The 22251-nt window shown below is 61.4% G+C and carries 21 protein-coding genes; 11 read left to right on the forward strand and 10 right to left on the reverse strand.

Annotated features, from left to right (window positions below; translation table 11 throughout):
- Positions 1-8 precede the first annotated feature (8 nt).
- Positions 9-482: an RNA polymerase sigma factor gene (locus tag A0U94_RS00845; protein ID WP_077802157.1), complete on the reverse strand. Its 474-nt coding sequence runs from the start codon at positions 480-482 to the stop codon at positions 9-11.
- Positions 483-721: 239 nt separating this feature from the next.
- Here A0U94_RS00845 and A0U94_RS00850 point away from each other — a divergent pair, with 239 nt between their 5' ends.
- Positions 722-2320 carry an alkaline phosphatase D family protein gene (locus A0U94_RS00850; protein WP_077802158.1) on the forward strand — a complete coding sequence of 533 codons (1599 nt, stop codon included), beginning with the start codon at positions 722-724 and terminating at the stop codon, positions 2318-2320.
- 17 nt (positions 2321-2337) lie between these two features.
- Here A0U94_RS00850 and A0U94_RS00855 read toward each other — a convergent pair whose 3' ends face one another.
- The 3 genes from A0U94_RS00855 to A0U94_RS00865 are packed head-to-tail and all read right to left on the reverse strand — an operon-like array spanning position 2338 to position 4643.
- Positions 2338-2526: a hypothetical protein gene (locus A0U94_RS00855; protein WP_077802159.1), complete on the reverse strand. Its 189-nt coding sequence runs from the start codon at positions 2524-2526 to the stop codon at positions 2338-2340.
- Entirely contained in the window at positions 2526-4394 is a 1869-nt protein-coding gene (gene feoB / locus A0U94_RS00860; RefSeq protein ID WP_077802160.1) for a ferrous iron transporter B, read from the reverse strand. The genes A0U94_RS00855 and feoB overlap by 1 nt, the downstream gene beginning before the upstream one ends.
- A gap of 6 nt (positions 4395-4400) precedes the next feature.
- Positions 4401-4643 carry a FeoA family protein gene (locus A0U94_RS00865; protein ID WP_077802161.1) on the reverse strand — a complete coding sequence of 81 codons (243 nt, stop codon included), beginning with the start codon at positions 4641-4643 and terminating at the stop codon, positions 4401-4403.
- Between the two features lie 439 nt (positions 4644-5082).
- On the opposite strand from A0U94_RS00865, the gene A0U94_RS00870 reads away from it, so the two are divergent.
- Positions 5083-5424, forward strand: a complete 342-nt coding sequence (locus A0U94_RS00870) for a metal-sensitive transcriptional regulator (protein WP_062027560.1) — start codon at positions 5083-5085, stop codon at positions 5422-5424.
- Between the two features lie 13 nt (positions 5425-5437).
- On the opposite strand, the gene A0U94_RS00875 is transcribed toward A0U94_RS00870, so the two are convergent.
- From A0U94_RS00875 to A0U94_RS00890, 4 genes are all read right to left on the reverse strand, one after another.
- Positions 5438-5755, reverse strand: a complete 318-nt coding sequence (locus A0U94_RS00875; RefSeq protein ID WP_062027561.1) for a hypothetical protein — start codon at positions 5753-5755, stop codon at positions 5438-5440.
- Positions 5756-5787: 32 nt separating this feature from the next.
- Complete coding sequence (locus tag A0U94_RS00880) at positions 5788-6564, reverse strand: copper resistance protein B (protein WP_077802162.1); 777 nt, start codon at positions 6562-6564, stop codon at positions 5788-5790.
- Positions 6561-8399 (reverse strand): copper resistance system multicopper oxidase, encoded by a 1839-nt coding sequence (locus tag A0U94_RS00885; protein ID WP_077803762.1) that lies wholly within the window; start codon positions 8397-8399, stop codon positions 6561-6563. The genes A0U94_RS00880 and A0U94_RS00885 overlap by 4 nt, the downstream gene beginning before the upstream one ends.
- Before the next feature lie 87 nt (positions 8400-8486).
- Complete coding sequence (locus tag A0U94_RS00890) at positions 8487-8879, reverse strand: hypothetical protein (RefSeq protein WP_077802163.1); 393 nt, start codon at positions 8877-8879, stop codon at positions 8487-8489.
- A 311-nt stretch (positions 8880-9190) separates the two neighbouring features.
- On the opposite strand from A0U94_RS00890, the gene A0U94_RS00895 reads away from it, so the two are divergent.
- From A0U94_RS00895 to A0U94_RS00910, 4 genes are all read left to right on the forward strand, one after another.
- Positions 9191-9403 carry a heavy-metal-associated domain-containing protein gene (locus A0U94_RS00895; protein WP_077802164.1) on the forward strand — a complete coding sequence of 71 codons (213 nt, stop codon included), beginning with the start codon at positions 9191-9193 and terminating at the stop codon, positions 9401-9403.
- A 120-nt stretch (positions 9404-9523) separates the two neighbouring features.
- Positions 9524-11875: a TonB-dependent siderophore receptor gene (locus tag A0U94_RS00900; protein WP_077802165.1), complete on the forward strand. Its 2352-nt coding sequence runs from the start codon at positions 9524-9526 to the stop codon at positions 11873-11875.
- On the forward strand, positions 11862-13580 hold the full coding sequence (locus A0U94_RS00905; protein WP_077802166.1) for an ABC transporter ATP-binding protein/permease: 1719 nt from the start codon (positions 11862-11864) through the stop codon (positions 13578-13580). Before A0U94_RS00900 ends, A0U94_RS00905 begins: the two co-directional genes overlap by 14 nt.
- A gap of 65 nt (positions 13581-13645) precedes the next feature.
- A complete protein-coding gene (locus A0U94_RS00910; RefSeq protein ID WP_077802167.1) occupies positions 13646-16021 on the forward strand; it encodes a heavy metal translocating P-type ATPase in 2376 nt (791 codons plus the stop codon).
- A 16-nt stretch (positions 16022-16037) separates the two neighbouring features.
- Here A0U94_RS00910 and A0U94_RS00915 read toward each other — a convergent pair whose 3' ends face one another.
- Both A0U94_RS00915 and cysK read right to left on the reverse strand, forming a co-directional pair.
- A complete protein-coding gene (locus tag A0U94_RS00915) occupies positions 16038-16706 on the reverse strand; it encodes an RBBP9/YdeN family alpha/beta hydrolase (RefSeq protein WP_077802168.1) in 669 nt (222 codons plus the stop codon).
- Between the two features lie 123 nt (positions 16707-16829).
- Entirely contained in the window at positions 16830-17825 is a 996-nt protein-coding gene (gene cysK / locus A0U94_RS00920; protein WP_062029913.1) for a cysteine synthase A, read from the reverse strand.
- Positions 17826-18147: 322 nt separating this feature from the next.
- On the opposite strand from cysK, the gene A0U94_RS00925 reads away from it, so the two are divergent.
- From A0U94_RS00925 to A0U94_RS00945, 5 genes are all read left to right on the forward strand, one after another.
- Positions 18148-18345 (forward strand): hypothetical protein, encoded by a 198-nt coding sequence (locus tag A0U94_RS00925; protein WP_062029912.1) that lies wholly within the window; start codon positions 18148-18150, stop codon positions 18343-18345.
- Between the two features lie 68 nt (positions 18346-18413).
- Complete coding sequence (locus tag A0U94_RS00930; protein ID WP_077802169.1) at positions 18414-19394, forward strand: ABC transporter permease; 981 nt, start codon at positions 18414-18416, stop codon at positions 19392-19394.
- Complete coding sequence (locus tag A0U94_RS00935; protein ID WP_077802170.1) at positions 19394-20377, forward strand: ABC transporter permease; 984 nt, start codon at positions 19394-19396, stop codon at positions 20375-20377. Before A0U94_RS00930 ends, A0U94_RS00935 begins: the two co-directional genes overlap by 1 nt.
- Positions 20367-21320, forward strand: coding sequence for an ABC transporter ATP-binding protein (locus tag A0U94_RS00940; RefSeq protein WP_077802171.1), 954 nt, complete (start codon positions 20367-20369; stop codon positions 21318-21320). Before A0U94_RS00935 ends, A0U94_RS00940 begins: the two co-directional genes overlap by 11 nt.
- Positions 21317-22249, forward strand: a complete 933-nt coding sequence (locus A0U94_RS00945) for an ABC transporter ATP-binding protein (protein ID WP_077802172.1) — start codon at positions 21317-21319, stop codon at positions 22247-22249. Before A0U94_RS00940 ends, A0U94_RS00945 begins: the two co-directional genes overlap by 4 nt.
- The last annotated feature ends 2 nt before the right edge of the window (positions 22250-22251 follow it).

The following is a 22251-nucleotide window of genomic DNA, read 5'->3' on the forward strand; positions in this document are numbered from 1 at the left end:
TCGGTATTTCAGTGATCCATCCATGTTGAAAGGAAGATCAGCGCCTTTGCGATATGTTTTTCAACGCTGCTTTCACTGATCGCCAGCGATTGCGCAATATGGCTGTACTTCATTTTTTCCACACGGTTCATCAGGAAGATCTGTCGGGTCCGGTCCGGGAGCTGTTCGCAGCCTTCATGAAAATGCGCCAGCCTTTGTGTTGATTCGTAAATGTCCTCCTGCGAGGGCGCGGGATCGGCGACATTGACGAGCGTCTCGAAGTCGTCTGCCGCCTGTACGCAGCCCTGCCGTTCGCGACGGATCGCGTTGAGAGAAAAATTCACGGCGCTCCGGGTGATATAGGCATCCTGATGCTGCACGCTGCCTTCGGGACGCTCGAAATAGCTCATGAGAGCGTTCTGAAGGTGGTCGTCCGCATCATCCCGACGGGTCCGGGAACGCACCCTGCGATAAAGGCGCAACCATTCCTGCTGACAGCGCATCCATGTTCCCGTTTCTGGATGTTTCCGAATCACCACGCCCTGAAAGGACCCCTCCGGGCTGCGGCGCAACAGCGTTTAGGGAATTCGACCGGCCGTATTCGTGACAGTTTCATGAAATGGCGTTTGGGGGAGTGGGCAAATCTTCATTTCATGTGTCCACAGAGCGGAGGGCGTGTGTCCAAAGACCTCTGGAAGCCCGGTTCCGCAGGGAGCCGGGCTTCGTAGGAAAGAACTGCTGCATGGTGTTCATGAAACGTAGAAGCCTGCTGACCGGCCTTGGTGCGGGTCTCCTCCTCTCGACGCGCGTCCGTGCGCTGCGGGCTGCCGTCCCGCGGGATCTGGATAAAAATCCGACTTTCACGGCCACCCCGTTCCAGCTTGGCGTGGCCTCCGGCGATCCGGCTTCGGACGGTCTGGTGCTGTGGACGCGCCTTGCACCCGACCCGCTGGAAGAGGCAGGCGGTATGGAGGCTCTCAAACCGGTTCTGGTGGGATGGGAAGTCAGCGAGAACGAAACGTTCTCGAAACCCGTGCAGAGCGGACAGGCGCTCGCCCATCCGGAGCTTGGCCATTCGGTTCATGTCGAGGTTGCGGGGCTGAGGCCGGACCGGCCGTACTGGTACCGCTTTCACATTGCCGGCTATCAGAGCCCGGTTGGCCGGGGGCGTACGCTGCCGATGCCGGGCGCGACGCTGTCGCGCGTGCGCTTTGCCGCAGCCGGTTGCCAGCATTACGAATATGGCTACTACACCGCCTGGCGCGCCGTCGCGAATGAGCCGATCGACTTTGTGTTCCATTATGGCGACTATATTTACGAAGGCGCGGATAGCGGCGATCATCTGCGGGATATCGACGGGCGCAAGGCGCATGTGCTGCGGCGTCATGTCGGGCCGGAATGTTACTCCCTGGACGAATATCGCCGCCGCTATGCCCAGTACAAGCTGGATCCGGATCTTCAGGCCGCCCATGCGGCGACATCGTGGATTGTCAGCTTTGACGACCACGAGATCGACAACAACTGGGCTGGCGATACGGATCAGGACGGCACGCCGCCGGAGATTTTCCGTCTGCGCCGGGCGGTCGGACTACAGGCGTATTACGAGAACATGCCACTGCGGGCGACGTCCATTCCCGATGGCAGCCACATGCATCTCTATCGCAGCTTCACCTTTGGCGATCTGATGAACATGTTCGTGCTGGATACGCGCCAGTACCGCAGCGATCAGGCGTATGGTGACACAAATGCCGCGCAGGGCAAGGACGTCTGGTCTCCCGAGCGCACCATGATGGGCGCGGAACAGGAGCAGTGGCTGTTTGATGGTCTGGGGCGGTCGGATGCGAAATGGAACCTGCTGGCGCATCAGGTCATGGTCATGGATCTGGCGCATCGGAAGTCCGCCCATTCCGAGCTGACCTACAGCATGGACCAGTGGTCGGGCTATCTTTACAGCCGCAAGCGCCTGCTGGACTTCATCGACACGCATTGCCCAGGCAATGTGGTGAACGTGACCGGAGACGCGCATCGGCACTTCGCCGGAGATCTGCTGATCGAGCCGGGGCGCGGCAAACCGGTTTCGGTGGAGTTTCTCGCGACGTCCATTTCATCGGGAGCGGATGGTCTGGGCGATGACGATCATTTCAGCCGCATCGCCCGCAGCGAGAACCCGCATCTGAAAGCCACGACCGACAAGCGCGGTTACGTTCTGTGCGATGTGGGGCCGGAAGTATGGCACGCTGATCTGAAGACCATTGATCGGGTCATGGTGCCGGGGGGCAGGCTGTCCACCTATGCCAGCTTTGCGGTTGAGCGTGGCAATCCGGGCCTGCAGAAGGCCTGAGAATGGGGGTGGCTGCCTTAGTGGCAGCCACTTTTGCCCGCGCGGTCACAGCCCGAGCAGCCGCCGCAGCCCTTGCCGATTGTGGGTTGCGGGGCGGACAGGCCGACGGCCGTCCGCACTTTGCCCCATCGGGCGGGAAAGAGGCGGGCGTACCAGTAAATGGCGGCCGCGCAGACGATCAGGACGGCAATAGCAAGTTCAAGCATCAGGGAACTCCCGTAATGGCGCGGGTGATGTGATAGGTCAGGAACGCGGCCAGATAGGCCAGACCGAACAGATACGCCGCAGCCCACAGAACGGTTTTGATGGACCCGGTTTCCCGACGCATGACAGCCAGCGTGGAAATGCATTGCGGGGCATAGACATACCACGCCAGCAGTGAAAACGCAGTGGCCATGCTCCATTGCGTCGAGAGCAGGGGCAGGAGTTTGTCGGCCGCGCCGTCATCCGTGGCCCCGATGGCATAGACGGTGGCCAGTGCACCGACGGCTACTTCACGCGCCACAAGGCCGGGGATCAGCGAGACGCAGATCTGCCAGTTGAAGCCGATGGGCGCGAACACCCATTGCATCAGATGGCCGATCCGGCCCGCCAGACTGTAATCAATAGCGGCACCCGGAGCGCCCGCGGGCGGGAGCGGGAAGCTCGACAGCGCCCAGAGCAGCACATTCAGCGAGACGATAATCGTGCCGACGCGGGAGAGGAACATTACCGCGCGCTGCCACAGTCCGAGCGCGAGGCTCCTGAGGTTCGGGCGGCGATAGGATGGCAGCTCGAGCAGCAGCGGATGTTCTGCGGACTTCACGCCCCGCGTCATGACCCGTGCGGCGATCACGCCGCTGACGATGGCGACTGCATAAAGCCCGAACAGCACCAGCCCCTGAAGCCCGAAAATTCCGAACACCGTATGATGCGGCACGAACGCGCCGATCAGCAGCGTATAGACCGGCAGACGCGCCGAGCACGTCATGAGCGGTGCGATCAGGATCGTGACCAGACGGTCGCGCGGGTTCTGGATCGTGCGGGCTGCCATGATGCCGGGAATGGCGCAGGCGAAGCTCGACAGCAGAGGAATGAAGGAGCGACCGCTCAGCCCGGCCAGCGCCATCAGCCGGTCCAGCAGGAAGGCGGCGCGGGGCAGATAGCCGGACTCCTCAAGGGCGAGGATCCACAGGAACAGGATGAGGATCTGCGGCAGGAACACGATGACCATGCCCGCCCCCGCGATCACGCCATCGGCCAGAAGGCTGTGCAGGATACCATCCGGCATGGGCTTGAGGACGATCTGCCCGAAAGTGGAGATTCCGCTGTCCAGCCCGTCCATGAGCGGCTGCGCCCAGGCGAAGACGGTCTGGAACATGACGAACAGGACGGCAAGAAGGATGACCGGCCCCCAGACGGGATGCAGGAATACGCGGTCCAGCCGATCTGTCAGGCGGTCCGTTCCAGCGGCGGGATCGACGACATGGGTTGCGAGCAGGCGCCGGACTTCCATATGCGGGTCGAGCCCCGCCGGAAGGGGTACGGGCGCGGGCGGGAGGGGGAGATCCAGCGCCTGAAGCAGCGGCATCACGCCCGCACGATTGAGGCTGACGACCGGGACGATGGGCATGTCCAGATCGGCCTGCAATCCGGCTGCGTCGATCTGAAGTCCGTGACGGCGGGCTTCGTCCATCATGTTCAGTGCGACAATGACGGGAAGGCCGAGCTGCTTCAGTTCCAGCAGAAAACGCAGGTGCAGACGCAGATTGGTCGCCGAGATGACGGCCACCAGCATTTCGGGGCGGGGTTCGGTCCGATGGCGTCCGAGACAGACATCGCGTGTGACATCTTCGTCCGGGCTGGTTGAATCAAGGCTGTAGGCGCCCGGCAGGTCGAGCACGCGGATGGCGCGGCCATGGGGTGTTGTGAAGAACCCTTCCTTGCGCTCGACCGTGACGCCCGCATAGTTGGCGACCTTCTGGCGGCTGCCCGTCAGCTGGTTGAACAGGGACGTTTTGCCGCAGTTCGGATTTCCGACGAGGGCGATATGCAGAGGGGAGGCGGGTGTCTGCGGAGAGGCGGTTACACTCATGGGGTGTCAGGAAACGGTCCGCAGGCCAACGCGGGCCGCTTCACCGCGGCGCAGGGCAAAGCGTGACGAGCCCAGACGCACGGCAATCGGATCTCTGCCCATCGGACCGGTCGCGACAACCTGTACGGCCTCGCCGGGGACGAAACCCAGCTCGCCGAGGCGTGTGGCGATCGGGTCCAGGGGCGCACGCTGTTCGACCTTTTCGATCACGGCATGTCCGCCCTTGGGCAGTGTATCCAGATACAACATCAGTTCCGTACCCCGGTGGTGTGGCGGAAGCTCACGGGCTCCGGCCTCTGTCCTAGATAGGCGCATCCGGCCCGTCCGGGAAGGGGAGTGAGAATGATTTGCATCAAGCGTTGTCCGGGGTCCTATGCGGGACTGGAGAAAATTGCCGGATTTTATAATAAATTTTACGAAAATCCGCGCTGATGGGGGCTGTTGCGGACCAACATCCCAAACAAAAAGGGAATATTCGCCTCTTCCGGCAGAACAGAACGTCCGTTTCCCTGCGGGAGACTCGGTTTTTTCGATCGGGAAAAGGCGGATGGGCGTCTGCGGACTGGCAATTCCCGGCGCAGCGGGGCATACACACGCCCTATGGGTGCGCTCAGGAGGCGGGCCCGGATGGGCGGACATGGACCCGCAGGGTGATGTTCGGATGTCTGACTAAAGGGCGGATCCAGGAATGGCACTATCCCAGAAAGAACATGCAGTGGATGTCTGCGAGAACTGTGCGCCGCTGGACGATGACGGCCGCCGTGTCGAGCAGCCCCGCAAGAAGGCCCTGACGAACCGCGTTCGCCGGATTGAGGGGCAGGTCGGCGGTGTTCTCAACATGATCGAGAACGACCGCTACTGCGTGGATATCCTGACCCAGATTTCCGCCATCAAGTCGGCTCTGGATGGTGTGTCCATCCAGATCCTGTCCTCCCACGCCAATGGCTGCGTGCGCCGGGCGGTGCAGGAAGACGGTGGAGAAGACGCGATTGACGAGCTTCTCCAGGTCGTCCGCCGGATGATGCGCTGAAAAATCCGCGCCTTCAGCGGTCCAGCGTTTCGCCCGGTGCGGACTGGCTCGTCATGCCCATGTCCATTTTCTGACAGGCGGCGCGCTGCTGCTTCATTTTCGGCGTCAGCGGACTGTTCTGTTTGCTGAGCGTCTCCAGACGCGCGCACAGGGCCATCTGCTGATCCATGTTCAGTCCGGCCATCGGGTCCTGTGTTTTGGGGGACGACATGGTCATGGTGCTTTTGCCGCCCATATCCATATGGCTCATGTCCATGCCGGGCATGGACGGATCGGCGTAGGCTGCGACGGTTGTGAAAAGGATGCCCAGTGCGAGGAGGGTTTTGCGCATGATGTGTGACTTTCTTTTATGGGATGTTGGAATCAGAACCAGCTTCGGACGCCGAGGCTGAAGCGGACGGAGCCGGTGTCGTCGTGCTGGTCACGGGCGATCCGGCGGGCCTGGGTGAGATATCCGGAGTAGGTCACGGCCACGTAGGGCGCGAATTTCCGCCAGAGTTCGTATCGCAGGCGCAGACCGGCATCGACGTCCGACAGACCGGCGCCAGCCTGCCGTCCCGTGTCGGACTTCGTGTAGAAATTGAATTCAGCCTGCGGCTGAAGGATCAGGCGGTTGGTCAGCAGGAAATCGTAAGAGCCTTCCACGCGGGCGGCGAAACGTCCGCGGTCGCTGACATAGGCCGTGGCCTCGAACTCGAACTCGTACAGCGCCAGACCTTCGATGCCGAACGCGCCCCAGGTACGGGTCGGGCCGTCATCGAGATCCATCCGCACGCCGCCCTGAAGGTTCCAGTAGGACGAAATGGAGCGCGTATAGAGGAGTTCGTGGTCGCCATCGCTCAGGCGGCCTTTCTCCAGCGTGCCTTCGGATTTGAGCCAGATCTTGTTGTAATCGCCGCCGAACCAGGCTTCGCCATCCCAGCGGAAATCGGTGCCGCCGGGCGCATAGCGGCCTTCAAGCTGGTTGAAGATGCCGTGCAGCCAGGTGCCCTGATCCATGGCGGGTTTGATGTTGCCGATATAGACGACCGGGGTCGCCTCCGGCTCATCGGCGGCGTGATAGACCGTCTGAGCGGCACGGGCTGTGCCGGCCGAAACAGCGAGAGCGGACAGGACTGCGAGGGAGAGGGCGTGTTTCATGCCACGATCACCGTGCGGAACATGCCCAGATCCATGTGATACATCAGGTGGCAGTGATACGCCCACATGCCGGGGGTATCGGCCGTCACGAGATAGCTCAGCTTCGAGCCCGGCTGGGAAATGATGGTGTGCTTGTAGGGGCGGTAATCGCCCTGACCGTTTTCCAGCTCGCTCCACAGACCGTGCAGATGGATCGGATGTTCCATCATGGTGTCGTTGATGAGCGTGAAACGCACCCGTTCGCCGAGTTTGAGGCGGATCGGGCCGGATTCCGAGAATTTCCGGCCGTTGAAGCCCCAGATGTAGCGGTCCATGTTGCCGGTCAGGTGCAGGATGATTTCCCGCGTCGGCGGTCGCAGATCCGCTCCGGGGCGCGTGGCGCGGAGCTGCTTATAGTTCAGGACGCGGCGGCCGTTGTGTTCCAGCCCGTCGCCGGGGCTGCCGGTGCGGTCGATCGGCATCATGGCGCGCATCTGGTTTTCGACATTGATGGGTGGCGGGCCGGGATCGTCCACTTCCATCTTCGGCATGGCCATGTGGCTCATATCCATGCCTTTCATGTCCATGCCGTGCATGTCCATTCCGGCCATGTCGCCATCCATTTTCATGCCGGACATATCGCCCGACATGTCCATGTCCTTCATGCTTTCGCCGGGCTTCATGTTCCCCATGCCCATATCGACCATGGTGCGGACCGGGCGCGGGTCCATGGGGGGCAGGGGGGCGATCATGTCTTCGCGCGGGGCAAGGGTGCCGCGGGCGTAGCCGGTGCGGTCTTCGCTCTGGGCGAAAATGGCATAGGCGCGCTCGTCCTTGGGCTGGACGATCACGTCATAGGTTTCCGCCACGCCGATGCGGAACTCGTCCACGGGGACGGGTTCGATATCGTTACCGTCCGCCTGCACGACCAGCATTTCGAGCCCGGGAATCCGGATGTCGAAAAACGTCATGGTCGAGCCGTTGATGAAGCGCAGACGCACTTTTTCGCCGGGTTTGAACAGGCCGCTCCAGTTCATGTCCGGGGCGTGCCCGTTCAGCGTGTAGGTGTAGATCGCGCCTGAGACGTCCGCGATGTCGGTCGCGGCCATGCGCATTTTTGACCAGGCCAGACGGTCCGCGAGGGCAGCCCCGGCGCTTCCCGCCTCGCGCGCTTCCTTCGGGAAGGACGCGGCTGTGCGCTGGCGGAAGACGTAATAGTCGTCCTGCATCTTGAGGTTGCTGACGATGTCATGGGGCATGACATCCGTCCATTCGCCCAAAAAAATGACGTAATCGCGGTCGCAGGCGTTCGGGTCCGGTCGGCGCGGGTCGATCACCATCGCACCATACAGGCCCATCGCTTCCTGCATGCCGGAATGGCTGTGATACCAGTAGGTGCCACTCTGATGGAGTTTGAAGCGGTAGGTGAAGGTCTCGCCGGGTGCGATGCCGCCGAAGCTCAGCCCCGGCACGCCGTCCATGTTCGCGGGCGTGCGGATGCCGTGCCAGTGGATCGAGGTCGGTTCATCCAGCGTGTTGGTCACGTTAATGCTGACGGTATCGCCCTGTTTGAAGCGCAGGATCGGACCGGGCACCGTGCCGCCGACGGTCGGGGCGTGCATGGTCTTGCCATCAAGCGAAATGCGCGTGTGGCCGACCTTCAGATCCCACCGCTCAGAGGGGTGGGGGGGTATAATGCCGGAAGAGGCCCTGAGAGGAGAACCTCCAGAGGGAGCGGCCGTGGACGAGAGCGCCTGTGAGGTGCGGGGCAGGGCCGCCAGAAGGCCGCCTGCGCCGATCCCCGTCACGAAACGCCGTCGTGTCAGGCCGTCCCGGAAGCGGGACGGAAAGGTCATGAGGATAAATCCGCGAAAATGACAGAAGGTCAGGTCCTGAATGCCCATTGCAGACAGCAGGACGGGTCCACGCCGGTCAGGCGTGTGTCAGATCGCGCGGGGTTTGGGAGGCGGAGAGGCGGGGATCCAGTCCGTGCCGCTGAAACGGCCCTGCAGGCCGGACGCAAAGGCCTGGGAGGTCGCACGGACCGGCCCGGACGGGTGGATGGACGCCGTTGTCAGCATGGGGTCGGTTGAGACCACATGGGTGTGGCAGCAGCCTTCGGAAGACTGTTGCGGATGGGGGATGGCATGGAACGCTGAGGTTTTGCAGCAGTCCGTGGCGACCGGCTTCTGGTGATGGGCCATGTGGTGCATTGCCATGGCCATGTGGGGGGCCTCAGATCTGGCCTGCGCGGTGGATGTGCCGAGCAGCAGCCCGACCTGCATGAGCAGGCAGGCCAGCAGGCCGATCCAGATCCGGGCATGTGTCCTGACCATCAGAAATCACCACAGAAGGGGGAGAAACGGAGCGATTCATCGTTCGAATCTGATCTGACCCTATACCCTGCCGGGGGATCGGAAAAGATTATTTTTCCGTGTCTGAAAAAATTGTCTTGTCGAATCTGTTTCGGAGGCAATATGAAAATTGCATACCCCGGTGCGGTATATATATCATATTGTGATCGTGGAATAGGGACTATTGCCAGAATCGTTTTATGGTGAATAGTTATATAAACCCTACCCCCGCATCGTATGTGGATATGCCCGTCACCGGGGGGAGTTTCTCTCTCTTTCAAGGATTTCGTGACATGACAGAAACAGCGCACATGACGGTCGAGGGCATGTCCTGCAACGGGTGTTCGGGCAAGCTCCAGCGCGCACTTGAAGCCGTAAACGGCGTAACGGGCGTCGATATCGTGCTGGATGGCGGCAAGGTGACGGTCTCTTACGACCCCGCCCATGTTTCGCCCGCAGCGTTCAGGGGCGTCGTCGAAGACACGGGATTTGACGTCGTTTCCTGAAGCAGGAGCACGCCTCCTCCTGAACAGGAGCGTTTCATTGCCAGTCTCAGGCCGCAACACGGCGCTTTTCGTGGAACGGGTTGTTGCATGGGGCTGGCATGTCTCTTTAGGACAGACATTATGACACAGCATGGCATTTCAGTTCGCCGTCGGCTCGGCTTTTCCGCCATTTCCCACCATGCCCTGATCTGGGGCAGCCTGATGGCGGGCGCATGCCCTGCGGCCCTGGCTGATACGGTTGCAGAGCGCGCCAGAAACCACCCGTCTGTCTGCCATGCCACACACAGGGCGCCTCGTCCTGTGCATTGCGGCGTCTCCCGGCGCGCCGAAACTCCTGCCGCGAAGTCTGCGAAAGCCCCTGTTGCGGTCTCCGCCGGAGCCCCTGCCGCAGTCGTATCGCGCTCTTCAGAGGATCTGGACGCAGCGGCAGAGGAAAATATTCAGGTTCTGGGGACCAACCACACCTATACGGCGCCTGCCGTTGAGGTCTGGGGGAAAAGCCCCGTGGCGCTCAAGGACGTGCCGCAGTCCATTTCGGTCATCACCCAGCAGCGTATGGAAGATTCCAACATGCTGACGATGGCGGATGCGATGCGGCAGATCAACGGGATCCGCGTCTTTCCCGGCTCTACGGCCAATTCCAATTATTATTCACGCGGATATCAGCTCACGACGTCGATTGATGGGACGCCCAACGCTGCCGGAACGCTGAACAACGCGGCCTTTGATCTGTCAATGTATGACAGGATCGAGGTGCTTCGTGGCTCCTCCGGTCTGTTGCAGGGCGGAGGCGGCGCGGGTGGCGTGGTCAACCAGGTGACGAAAAAGCCTGGTATGGACTTCGCTGCGGGCGGGTCGGCCAGCGTGGGCAGTTTTGACAATTACCGGGTGGATACGGATATCACCATTCCGCTGAACCGCTCCAAGACGGTGCGTTTCCGGACGGCCGACCTGTATCAGGACAACCATTTTTTCTACAAATACTCCCATTCGCGCAAATGGCAGGCCTATGGCGCGCTGGAGTGGGATGTTACGCCCACGACGACGTTCATGGTCTCTCATGCTGCCCAGCAGCAGGACATTACGGCACCTTATTATGGTCTGCCGCTGACCACGGCCAATACGCTGTGGTCCGGCAACCGGGATGCGAACCCGAGCCAGAGCTGGGGGTATTCGAACTACATGACGCAGCAGACGATTGCGTCCATCACACAGAAGCTCTGGGGGGACTGGACGGCGACGGCCCGCGCCACGTTCTATGACCAGGACTATAATATTTTCTACAACGAGCCCTGGAACAAGATCAGTCCCACGACCGGAAAGCTTCAGTACCGGGATCAGGGGATTGCCAAGTACAGAGGCTCCAACACGTCCCGCTCCGCGGATGTGTATGCTCAGGGCAGTTTCAAGCTGCTCAACAGGACGCATCATGCGCTGTTCGGGTTCAACTACAATTCCTATGAGCAGATTACGCAGTATGCGAACGTGAACTGCAACAATATCTACAACAATATCAGCCTCGAAAACACCAATGCTGTTCCCCAGCCTCCGGCAAGCTGCTTTGATTACAAGCAGAATGCCGATGGATACGGGACGGACGACTATGCCTACCAGTGGGGGTTCTATGGTCAGCTCCGGCTGGAGGTGATCCGGCACCTGTCCCTGATTCTGGGTGGGCGTGTTTCACGCTACTATGAGAAGCTTCAGAAGATTTCTCCTGCTCCGAAAGGGGAGTGGGTCAATCAGGCTGATCTGCGCGGGCAGCTCACCCCCTATCTGGGAACGGTTTACCAGATCACGCCGAACATCTCATGGTATGCCAGCTATGCCAGCATTTTCACGCCGGCCGTGGGCAGGCAGACCTATGGTGGGGGCGGTCTTGCGCCACAGGAAGGCAATCAGGTCGAGACCGGGTTCAAGGCGGAATATTTCCGCGGACGCCTGAACATCTCGTCCGCGCTGTTTCGGATGGAAAGCATCAACCAGCCGGTGCAGGATCCATATCACTCGCAGTTCTACGTCACGACCGGTCCGATCCGCCGTCAGGGCTGGGAAGCGCAGGTTGATGGCCAGATCCTGCCGGGGCTCGACGTATCCATTGGGTATACCTATCTGGATACGAAGGTTTCGAACTCGAAGGTCAGCGACTTCGGGGGTGTTTTCTCACCGCACCACATGTTCAAGTCCTGGGTACATTACAATGTCCAGGATGGTTTTCTCAAAGGCCTGAACGTGGGGGCGGGAATTAATGCGAACAGCAATCTGCGCGGCAGTTACGCCACGACCATCCAGGGCGGTTACATGACTCTGGATGCCATGGCGGGGTATCGGTTCAACCGCCACCTGCGGCTTCAGCTTAACGCAACAAACCTGACCAACCGGTATTATTACGAGCGTGCCAGCGGTCAGTGGCAGTTCAACTTCCCGGCTGCCCCGCGCAGCTTCATGGCGACGCTTCGTGCAAACTACTGACGACGCAACCCCGCCACATTCCCTTGCGGACTGGAAGGTTCTTTTTCCTTACTGGAAGTCCGAAGAGAAGTGGTGGGCCTGGTCCCTTCTGGGCGGGACCATCGGGCTGTCCGTGCTCTACGTTCAGTCCGCAGTCTGGTTCGGGGCCTGGTATCACCGGTTTTTCGATGCGTTCTTTGCAGGAGAGGTCGGGCGCTGTCTGGGGATGTTGCCGTTTTACCTTCTGGTGACGCTCGGCTCCGTGGGGGTTCATGCGACACAGACCTATCTGACGCAGGTTCTCTCGATGCGGTGGCGTCTGTGGAACACGAAAGTCTATCTGCGGCAGTATCTGTCGGAAGAGGCGTATTACCGGCTTGAACATGGCCCGAACCGGGCCGACAACCCCGACCAGCGTATTGCGGACGATCTGTCCCAGATGACGGTCCAGACGCTCAAACTGGGGCTGGACGCCATTGATGCGGTGACCACGCTGCTGTCTTTCGCGGTCGTTCTTTGGAACATCGGGGGGGTATTGTCCTTCGACTGGCATGCTCATCATTTCCACATTCCCGGCTATCTTTTTCTGGGAGCGGTCCTCACGTCGCTGGTGGCTTCCGGGATACTGGAGCGGTTCGGCGCGCCGCTGATCGGTGCGAACTACCGACAGCAGCATTTCGATGCGGATCTGCGTGCCGGGCTGATGGATGTCCGGCGTAATTCGGAGCAGATCGCCTTTTATGGGGGCGAAAACGCCGAGCAGTTGCGGTTGTCCGGCTATCTGACCCATATCGCCACCAACTGGCGCACCGTTGTGCGGTATACGTGGCGGGTCAATTTCATCAGCGAGTTCTATACCGGAGTCGCAACGATACCGCTCTGGCTGATGCTGGCCCCCAAAGCGATGGCTCATGCCCTGAGTTTCGGGCTCTATTCGCAGATCAATTCGGCCTATACGCAGGTCCGGATCAGTCTGGAATGGTTCATTTTCAATTATGCCGATCTGGCGACCCTGCGTTCGGTGCTTCAGCGTCTGGGCGAGTTCGAGCGGGTTGTCAGTCAGTCGTCCCGGAGCGGGATTGTACGTTTCGCTTCCGAAACACCTGTCGTGCAGATTCGCGACCTGACGCTGGACCGGCCGGATGGGGCGCCGATTGCGCGGATTGGCGATCTGACAATACAGGCTGGCGAACGCTGGCTGGTGCGTGGGCCGTCCGGTTCCGGAAAAAGCACCTTTTTGCGTGCGCTGGCCGGGCTGTGGCGTCACGGGCGAGGAGAGGTCTCTTTCAATATGAGACAGGCCATGTTTCTGCCCCAGCGCAGTTATGTTCCGTCCGGGACCCTGCGTCAGGCGCTGAGCTATCCCGCGACGCCAGACCATTACGACACAGCGTTCTGTCAGCAGGCTCTGGAAGCCGTCAATCTGGCGGGATACGGCCATCGGCTGGACGAAGCTGCGGACTGGGGGGCTGTGCTGTCTCCGGGCGAGCAGCAGCGTCTGGCGGTGGCGCGGGCGTTGCTGTTCCGGCCTGCAATCCTGTTTCTGGACGAGGCGACGTCTGCTCTGGACGACGTCAATGAACGTCGTCTTTACGAGGCCCTTCTTTTCTTTTTGCCCCACACCACATGCGTCAGTGTGGCGCATCATGATGCGCTGCGTGTTTTTCATGATCGCGAGATTGTTCTCGGGAGTGGAAAAGCTGCTTTTTCTGCACTTGAAAAATAGGGGTATGGGGTATATTTCTTGTGGAGCTTTCCTCCCGTCTCCCTAGCCGACAGGACCCTTTCCAGATGTCAGAAACGATCAGTTTCCCCGTCGGCGGCATGACCTGCGCCGCCTGTGCCGCGCGGATCGAAAAAGTCCTCAACCGTCAGGAGGGCGTCAGTGCGACCGTTAATTTCGCCTCCGAACGTGCGCAGGTCGCTTTTGAAAATGCCTCCTCCTCCATCGAGACTGTTGTGGCCGCCGTGCGCCGCGCGGGCTTTTCCGTGGACGAGCAGAGCCTTGACCTGTCGCTGTCGGGCATGACCTGTGCGGCCTGTGCGGCGCGGATCGAAAAGATCCTGAACCGTCAGCCTTCCGTGCAGGCCAGCGTCAATTTCGCGGCTGAGCGGGCACATATCAATTATATTCCGGGCGTGGTTGAGCCGGCGTTTCTGATCGGGAAGATCGAGAAGGCCGGTTTTGGCGCAACAAGACTGGACGAGGGAACGCGCGAAGACCCGAAAGCCAAGCGCGAGGCCATCTGGAGGCGGGAGCGCAACCGGTTCATCCTGACGCTCGTCCTCTCCCTGCCGCTCTTTGCCGAGATGATCGGCATGTTCTTCGGGCGCATGATCGTACCGGTTCCGGTGCAGTTCCTGTTCGCCACGATCGTACAGTTCGTCTGCGGCGCGCATCTGTATCGCAGGGCCTGGAACGCGGTACGCGGCGGTTCGGCCAATATGGATGTACTGGTCGTGCTGGGGACGTCCATCGCCTGGCTGTTCAGTGCGGTTGTTGTGGTGTTCGGGCTGCATCAGCATGTCTATTTCGAAGCCAGCGCGTCCATCATCACGCTGATTTCGCTCGGCAAGCTCATGGAAACGCGGGCCAAGAACCGCACCAGCGCCGGGATCGAAAGCCTGCTTCAGCTTCAGCCGCAGATTGCGCATGTCGAGCGTGACGGCGTGATCGTGGACCGGGCCGTGGCGGACATGCATGTCGGCGATATTTTCGTCGTGCGTCCTGGTGAAAGTGTGCCGGTGGACGGAGAGGTCCTTGAAGGGGCGTCCGAAGTCAACGAGTCCATGCTGACGGGTGAGAGCGTGCCGGTTCTCAAGGAAGCCGGGCAGGACGTGTTTGGCGGGACGATGAACGCCAATGGGGCGCTGCGCGTCCGGGCGACGGGCGTTGGCGCGGATACCGCACTGGCGCGGATCGTGAAAATGGTCGAGCAGGCGCAGGGCTCCAAGGCGAATGTGCAGCGTCTGGCCGATCGGGTTTCGGGTATTTTCGTCCCGGCCGTCATCGGGATTGCGGTGCTGACGTTCCTGATCGGTTGGGCCGTGACCGGGTCTGCGGTCTGGAGCCTCGTTTCGGCTGTGTCGGTTCTGGTCATTGCCTGCCCGTGTTCGCTGGGTCTGGCCACGCCGACGGCCATCATGGTGGGGACGGGGCGTGGCGCACAATCCGGTATTCTGTTTCGCAATGCCGATGCGCTGGAGCGGGCCGAAAAGCTGAAGACCATTATTGTCGACAAGACCGGTACCCTGACCCTGGGGCGCCCGACTGTTGCGGCGGTTCATCCGGCAGCGGGTATTCCCGTGGATACGCTTCTGGGCGTTGCTTACGCCCTTGAGCACAACTCGGAGCACCCGCTGGCCCGGGCGATCGTGGACTATACGCAGAGCAATGGTGTCAGCGCGTCTGTAGCAGCAGAGGGTTTTGAAGCTGTTCCCGGCAAGGGCGTTATTGCCCGGATCGACGGGCAGGAAGCACGGCTGGGGTCTCCTGCTTTCATGCAGGACAGCGGGCTGGACCTGTCGTCCCTGCCGGTCGCCGCGCTGGAAAGCGAAGGCAATACCGTCATTGCCGTAGCGCGGGCCGGAGAGGTTCTGGGCATCATCGCGCTGGCGGATGAGCTGCGGACCGATGCCGTGACGACCGTGCAGGCTCTGAAAGCGCGCGGCATTCGTGTTGTGATGCTGACGGGCGATAACGAACGCGCGGCTTCGGTCGTGGCGCGACAGGTCGGTGTGGATGAGTATCTGGCAGGCGTTCTGCCAGAGCACAAGGCCGAAGGCGTGGCGAAATACCGTGCTCAGGGCGATCTGGTGGGCATGGTGGGCGATGGCATCAACGATGCGCCTGCTTTGGCAGCGGCAGATGTCGGATTTGCCATCGGTGCCGGGTCTGCCGTGGCGCTCGATACGGCGGATGTCGTGTTGATGAAAAGCGAAATGACCGGGGTGCTGGACGCAATTTCCCTGTCCAGCGCTACCCTGTCCAAGATCCGGCAGAACCTGTTCTTCGCCTTTATTTACAACATTCTGGGTCTGCCGCTGGCGGCATTCGGCATGTTGAATCCGATCGTGGCGGGGGCGGCCATGGCCATGAGTTCCGTCTCTGTGGTGAGCAATTCCCTGTTGCTCAACCGCTGGAAACCTTCCGGCCGTCAGGCCTGAGGGCGTCTGCTCCGGGTTACTGCACCCGGAGCGGCAGCCGCCTTCTGGCGAAATCGAGCATGGCTGTTGCGCCATGCTCCCACAGGCCCAGCGGTTCGCTGCTGCCGATATGGCCCGCAGCGCCGGCTTCCAGAAAATCCGACTGCCAGTGTCCGGCCAGTTCGCGCGCGCGGGGCAGGGATAGCCAGGGATCGTTGCTGCTGGCCATAACGGCCGAAGCGGCGGGCAGAGGCGTTGCAGGCAGGGGGCCGAACGCACGGATGAGCGCGACATCCGGATGTGTCGTCTGGTCGATATCGGCCGGGGCCACCAGAAAGGCTCCGGCAACGCGCCGCCCGCCATGACGTGTCAGCCATTTTGCGGTCAGCACGGCGCCGAGACTGTGTGCGATCAGGAAAGCCGGGCGTGTTGAGGTTTCGACAGCCTCCGTCAGGGCGGCTTCCCAGTCTGCGGGATCTGGCGTTTCCCAGTCCTTCTGGTGCAGGCGGCGCAGGCCGTAAGCCTGCTCCCAGTGTGACTGCCAGTGATCCGGGCCCGATCCGAACAGGCCCGGCACCAGAAGCAGATCGACCTGCTGTCCGAGGGAGTGGAATGCTCTGGCGATATGGGGCTGCGCCGTGCCGGGCAGGCCATGCGTGGCCCAGGCGGGATCGAAAGATGTGGGACGGCCGGAAAACAGGTTCATGACGTTATCTCCTCTCAGCCCTCCCGACTCTTCTTCAAGAGACCGGAACAGGATTCGAGTTTAATAACGAACATATATGGATATTAAATAAAATAACTTTATAAAAAAGTTATTTTATAACCCTCAGGACAGGCCGTCGAAAAGCTGCGTGGAGAGATAACGTTCCGCGAAGGACGGCACGATCGCCACGATCGTCTTGCCGCGGCTGGACGGCTTGCGGGCCAGTTCCATTCCGGCAAACAGGGCAGCGCCCGAGGATATGCCGATGGGGATGCCTTCAACCGCCGCACAGAGGCGCGCCGTGGCAACGGCTTCCTGTTCGGAGACTTCGAAAACGCCATCCAGCGCCTTGAGGTCCAGAGTATCGGGTTCAAATCCCGGCCCAATGCCCTGAATACCATGCGGGCCGGGTTCGTCTCCGTGCAGGATCGCGCTTTCGCGAGGTTCCACGCCGTAGATCTTGATGGATTTTCGATGTTTCTTCAGGCCGTGAGCAATGCCGGAGGCCGTGCCGCCCGTTCCCAGACCGGCGACGACCATATCGACCTTGCCTGCCGTATCTTCCCAGATTTCCTGAGCCGTCGTTTCTTCATGTACGGCGGGATTGGCGTCGTTTTCGAACTGGCTCGGCATCCAGGCGTCGGGGAGGGTGCGGTTGAGCTGCTCGGCGCGTTCGATCGCACCGGCCATACCGCGGGCGGCGGCGGTCAGTTCGGTTTCCGCACCCATCAGGCGCAGCATCTTGCGACGTTCGGTCGACGCATTTTCCGGCATGGTCACGATCAGCCTGTAGCCAAGCGCCACGGCGGCAAAAGCCAGCGAAATACCGGTATTTCCCGATGTCGGCTCGATCAGAACCGTGCGGCCCGGCGTGATCAGGCCGCGCGCTTCGGCGTCCCGCAGCATGGCCACACCGATGCGGTCCTTGACGGAACCGAGCGGGTTGAAGAATTCCAGCTTGAGGAGCAGGCGCCCGTTGAGATGCTCACGCTGGGTCAGGTGAGGCAACGCCACCAGCGGGGTGCCTCCCACCGTTTCCAGGAAAGAATTGAAAACGCGTCCCCGGGGGGCTGCATAGCCCTCGAACGGGGCGGGGGACAACGGAACCTTCTTGCTCATGGTTCCCACTTAACATGGAAAACGGGGGGAAGGGCAGACGGTAAATGACGGGCCCTGTGACAACATATAAATAACTTAATTAGAACGTATTTATTGATATCACATCATGTTCATACGTTATATGTTGACGGTAGCTGTCCGGGTGTCGTATCCGACATTCTGAAGTGACGTCCACAGCAACAGGGCCGGTCGGTCGATGATGTGTCGAATGTGTAGCTCGCAGCAATCGCGCTGCTTCGTTTCAGGTCCGGAGGCATTTGTCTCCGGCATGTCATAACGCCCGACACTGAATTGTCGGGCTCTTTCTTCAGGGTCCGGCATCATGCTTGGTTCAACCATCATCGAAATCAACGGAGTCTTTCTCGGCGCGGCCATTCTGGTCAGCAGCAGCGGGAAACGGCGCTTTTATGCCGCGCATGACAGCGTGCGCGCGCTCCATAATGAACTCCTTCCCGATCTGGGGACGCTCCAGCAGCGTATCCGTCTGCATGTGCGCAAACCGGCCCTCGATCTCGCCTGATTGCGAAGAGCCTCTTCTGTCCGGGTGGTTTCGTGCTGTAGAACAGGAAACAACGCAAACCGGAACGAATGGGAGCAGGCGTGGAAGGAAGTTACCGGCGGGTTGTCCGCGCTGTTCTGACGCGTCGTGACGGTGCTTTTGCGGCCCTGCTTCTGGCTTTCATCATTGTCGCGTGCCTGTCAGCCCCGCTTTACGCCACGCTGAACGGCGTTGATCCTTTCTCATCCGATATTGCTGGCACCACGACCCGTAACGGGCAGCGCGTCGATCTCATGCAGCCGAACGACAATCCGCTGCATCTGGGTCTTAGTCCGATCGGGCCGGGCTGGCGGCCGGGGCCTTATGTGTTGGGCGCGGATTCGCAGGGGCGGGATGTGGCGGCGCGTGTGCTTTATGGCGGGCGCAATTCGCTCCTGATTGCGTCATCGTCCGCCCTGTTCTGTCTGTGTCTGGCGGCGTGTCTCGGGATCTGTGCCGGGTATTTCGGTGGTTGGATCGACCTGATCCTGTCGCGCATTCTGGACATGCTCTGGGCGATTCCGGTCTATCTGTTTGCAATTTCACTGTCCGTTGTCACGGTCGGACATGGCATCCGGCTTGGTTTCATCACCATCGGCGCGGATAATCTGCTGATTCCGATCGGGATTATTGCACTGGTTTATGTGCCCTATGCCGCCCGGCCTTTTCGGGCGCGGGCGCTGAGTCTGTCTCAGGCGGGGTTTGTAATGGCGGCGCGCGGGATGGGCGCGTCGGATTTCCGTATTCTATGGCGGGAAATTCTGCCGGGGCTGATGCCGACCGTGGCCGTACTCGCGCCTCTGGTGATGGCGTTGTGCATGCTCGCGGAATCCGCGCTGTCGTTTCTGTCGCTGGGTGTGCAGGCGCCGGCGGCGTCATGGGGGACGATCATTCAGGATGGCGAAGGGCTGCTCTATACGCGGCCTGTAGTGGCGATTGCTCCGGGCGTTGCGATCGTGTTGACCGTTCTGGCGCTGAATGTTCTGGGCAATGCACTGCGGGACCAGATTGATCCGAAAGGCGGTGTCTGATGATCCGGAGTTTTGCGTCCCGGACCGGGCAGATGCTGCTGGTCATTTTCGGGATTTCCGTTCTGGTGTTCGCGATTTTCTTTGCCACGCCGGGCGCGGATCCGACGGCGCGGATTGCCGGCCGCGGGGCCAGTCCGCAGGTCGTAGCGCGCATCCGGGCGGAGTATGGTTTCGACCGCCCGCTGCCGGCGCAGTATGTGACGATGATGCAGAAACTGTTCGTCAGTCGGGATCTGACGTCTTTCGTCAATCACGGTCAGCGCGTTGTGCCTGAAGTGTTGCAGGCGGCCCCGGTGACGCTTTCGCTCGTGCTGTGGGCCGCGTTTTTCTGGGTTAGCGGGTCACTGGTGTTCGGGATTGCTGCGGCTGTGTTGCGCGACAGCTGGGTGGACCGGCTCCTGATGGTTCTGGGGCTGATTGGCCTGTCCATGCCAGTGTTCTGGCTGGGCGAGGTCGTCAATCTCGTCACTCAGAGCCGCTGGCATGACACGTTTCTGTTCCGCTGGGTGCCGCCGCTCGGATATGTGCCGTTTTCGCAGAGCCCCTGGGGCTGGGCGAAGGCGCTGTTCCTGCCCTCTTTGACGCTGGCCGTATGTTTTATCGGTCTGTATGCGCGGGTCCTGCGCTCCGAACTGCTAACGGCGATGGGCGAGGATTCCATCCGTACAGCGCGCGCCAAGGGGGCGGGGCCGGTTCGGGTGTGGCTGTGGCATGGCCTGCGGTTGTCCTGGCTGAGTTATGTGTCGCTGTTCGGGCTGGATTTCGCGCAGCTTCTGGGGGGCGGCGCGCTTCTGACGGAAGTCGTGTTCGCCATGCCGGGCGTGGGGCGGCTGACCTATCAGGCTCTGGCGACGCTCGATCTGCCGCTTATCATGGCGACGGTCATGTATGCCGCTGTTTTCGTCGTCATCGCCAATGCATTGGTGGACGGGCTTTATGCCCTGCTGGACCCGCGGATCAGGGAGGGACGGCATGGACGCTGAAGTGCTTCTGAAGCTGCATCACCTGCATCTGGAACTGCCGAACGGAACAGCGCTGCTGGAAGACGTGTCTCTAAGCGTGCGGCGCGGGGATGCGCTGGGCGTGGTGGGGGAGTCCGGGTCGGGGAAGAGCCTGACGGCCATGAGTGTCATGGGGCTGCTGCCGGGTCTGAAAGCTTCGGGGGCCATCCGTTTCGAGGGCCGCGAACTTCTGGGGATGAAGGATCGGGAGTGGCGGCGTCTGCGTGGTGCGGGCATGGCCATGATCTTTCAGGACCCGATGACGGCGTTCCTGCCCGTTCGCTCCATTGGTGCGCAGATTGATGAACAGATCCGGCTGCATGAGCGCGTCAGTCGTCGCGAGGCGCGGGCGCGGACCGTGGCTCTGCTGGGGCGGATGGGGGTGCCCGATCCGGAAGCCGCGGCGAAGCGTTATCCGCACCAGCTTTCCGGCGGTCTGCGCCAACGCGCCATGATCGCGATGGCGCTGTCCTGTGGCCCCGCACTTCTGATCGCGGATGAGCCGACCACGGCGCTCGATGTGACGGTGCAGGCACAGATCCTGACATTGCTGTGTGAAATCCGCGACAGCGGGGCGGGGGTGATGCTGATTACGCACGACATGGGCGTGGTGGCGCAGACCTGCACGCATGTGGCGGTCGTCTATTCCGGGCTTGTGGTGGAGCAGGGGCCTGTTGCGGCGGTCATGGCGCAGCCGCTGCATCCCTATACGCAAGCGTTGCTGGAGGCGATCCCGCCGCTGGATGGTCCGAGGCCGGATGCGCTGCCGACCATTCCGGGGCAGCCGCCAGCCCCGGATGCGCGGCCTGAAGGCTGTGTTTTCGCCCCGCGCTGCCGGTTTGTGCGGCCGGACTGTGCCGTCCGTCCTGCGTTGCGGGAACCGGAAGAAGGGCGGCGCGTGGCCTGCGTGCTGTACGACGCATGACCATCCTGCTTGAAGCGAAAAACCTCAGCAAACACTACCGTCTGTCACACGGGGAGACCCTGCGGGCCGTGAGCGATGTGTCGCTGGCCGTGCATCGCGGGGAGGCTCTGGCGTTGGTCGGGGAGTCCGGTTGTGGCAAGTCCACGTTGGGGCGGACGCTGATCGGGCTGGGGGCGCCGAGTTCGGGAGAGGTGTTCTTCGAAGGCGAGCGGATTTCCGGCCTGTCGGACCGATCGTTGCGCCGCTGGCGACCCCGGATGCAGATGGTGTTTCAGGACTCGTCCTCGACGTTCAATCCACGCCGGACCATTGGCGACACGCTGGCGGAGCCCATGCGGATTCATGGACGGGCCGGCATTGCGGAGCGGATCGGGGTGCTGCTGGAGCAGGTTGGCCTGTCGTCGTCCGTTCTGTCCCGGTATCCGCATGAGTTTTCGGGTGGGCAGCGGCAGCGTCTGAACATTGCCCGCGCCTTGATGCTGGGGCCGGATCTTCTGGTCGCGGATGAGCCGACCTCTGCGCTCGACGTGTCGGTGCAGGCGCAGATTGTGAATCTGCTGCGGGAATTGCGCAATTCTCTGGGTGTGGCGTGTGTGTTCATCTCCCACGATCTGGCGGTCGTGCGGCAGATGGCGGACCGGATTGCCGTCATGTATCTGGGGCGGATTGTGGAGGAAGGGGATGTGCTGGCTGTTCTGGAAGCCCCGGCCCACCCTTACACGCGGGCGTTGCTGAACGCGGTGCCGCGCCCGGACCGACCGTTGCCGCCGCCGCTTAAAGGCGACGTACCGAGCCCGATCCATCCGCCGCAGGGCTGTGCGTTTCATACGCGCTGTCCGCTGGCCCAGCCGCGATGCGCGCAGGAGCGCCCGGAACTCCACAGGATCGCGGAAGGCCGGACGGTCGCCTGTCATTATTCACTGCTCTAGAA

This window comes from Gluconobacter albidus, assembly GCF_002005485.1.
Classification (GTDB): domain Bacteria; phylum Pseudomonadota; class Alphaproteobacteria; order Acetobacterales; family Acetobacteraceae; genus Gluconobacter; species Gluconobacter albidus.

Excerpts from the sequence above, each read along its gene's own strand:
- A0U94_RS00845 (WP_077802157.1), bottom strand. The coding sequence starts at position 482 with ATGCGCTGTCAGCAGGAATGGTTGCGCCTTTATCGCAGGGTGCGTTCC.
- A0U94_RS00850 (WP_077802158.1), top strand. The coding sequence starts at position 722 with ATGGTGTTCATGAAACGTAGAAGCCTGCTGACCGGCCTTGGTGCGGGT.
- A0U94_RS00855 (WP_077802159.1), bottom strand. The coding sequence starts at position 2,526 with ATGCTTGAACTTGCTATTGCCGTCCTGATCGTCTGCGCGGCCGCCATT.
- feoB (WP_077802160.1), bottom strand. The coding sequence starts at position 4,394 with ATGAGTGTAACCGCCTCTCCGCAGACACCCGCCTCCCCTCTGCATATC.
- A0U94_RS00865 (WP_077802161.1), bottom strand. The coding sequence starts at position 4,643 with ATGTTGTATCTGGATACACTGCCCAAGGGCGGACATGCCGTGATCGAA.
- A0U94_RS00870 (WP_062027560.1), top strand. The coding sequence starts at position 5,083 with ATGGCACTATCCCAGAAAGAACATGCAGTGGATGTCTGCGAGAACTGT.
- A0U94_RS00875 (WP_062027561.1), bottom strand. The coding sequence starts at position 5,755 with ATGCGCAAAACCCTCCTCGCACTGGGCATCCTTTTCACAACCGTCGCA.
- A0U94_RS00880 (WP_077802162.1), bottom strand. The coding sequence starts at position 6,564 with ATGAAACACGCCCTCTCCCTCGCAGTCCTGTCCGCTCTCGCTGTTTCG.
- A0U94_RS00885 (WP_077803762.1), bottom strand. The coding sequence starts at position 8,399 with ATGACCTTTCCGTCCCGCTTCCGGGACGGCCTGACACGACGGCGTTTC.
- A0U94_RS00890 (WP_077802163.1), bottom strand. The coding sequence starts at position 8,879 with ATGGTCAGGACACATGCCCGGATCTGGATCGGCCTGCTGGCCTGCCTG.
- A0U94_RS00895 (WP_077802164.1), top strand. The coding sequence starts at position 9,191 with ATGACAGAAACAGCGCACATGACGGTCGAGGGCATGTCCTGCAACGGG.
- A0U94_RS00900 (WP_077802165.1), top strand. The coding sequence starts at position 9,524 with ATGACACAGCATGGCATTTCAGTTCGCCGTCGGCTCGGCTTTTCCGCC.
- A0U94_RS00910 (WP_077802167.1), top strand. The coding sequence starts at position 13,646 with ATGTCAGAAACGATCAGTTTCCCCGTCGGCGGCATGACCTGCGCCGCC.
- A0U94_RS00915 (WP_077802168.1), bottom strand. The coding sequence starts at position 16,706 with ATGAACCTGTTTTCCGGCCGTCCCACATCTTTCGATCCCGCCTGGGCC.
- cysK (WP_062029913.1), bottom strand. The coding sequence starts at position 17,825 with ATGAGCAAGAAGGTTCCGTTGTCCCCCGCCCCGTTCGAGGGCTATGCA.
- A0U94_RS00925 (WP_062029912.1), top strand. The coding sequence starts at position 18,148 with ATGCTTGGTTCAACCATCATCGAAATCAACGGAGTCTTTCTCGGCGCG.
- A0U94_RS00930 (WP_077802169.1), top strand. The coding sequence starts at position 18,414 with ATGGGAGCAGGCGTGGAAGGAAGTTACCGGCGGGTTGTCCGCGCTGTT.
- A0U94_RS00935 (WP_077802170.1), top strand. The coding sequence starts at position 19,394 with ATGATCCGGAGTTTTGCGTCCCGGACCGGGCAGATGCTGCTGGTCATT.
- A0U94_RS00940 (WP_077802171.1), top strand. The coding sequence starts at position 20,367 with ATGGACGCTGAAGTGCTTCTGAAGCTGCATCACCTGCATCTGGAACTG.
- A0U94_RS00945 (WP_077802172.1), top strand. The coding sequence starts at position 21,317 with ATGACCATCCTGCTTGAAGCGAAAAACCTCAGCAAACACTACCGTCTG.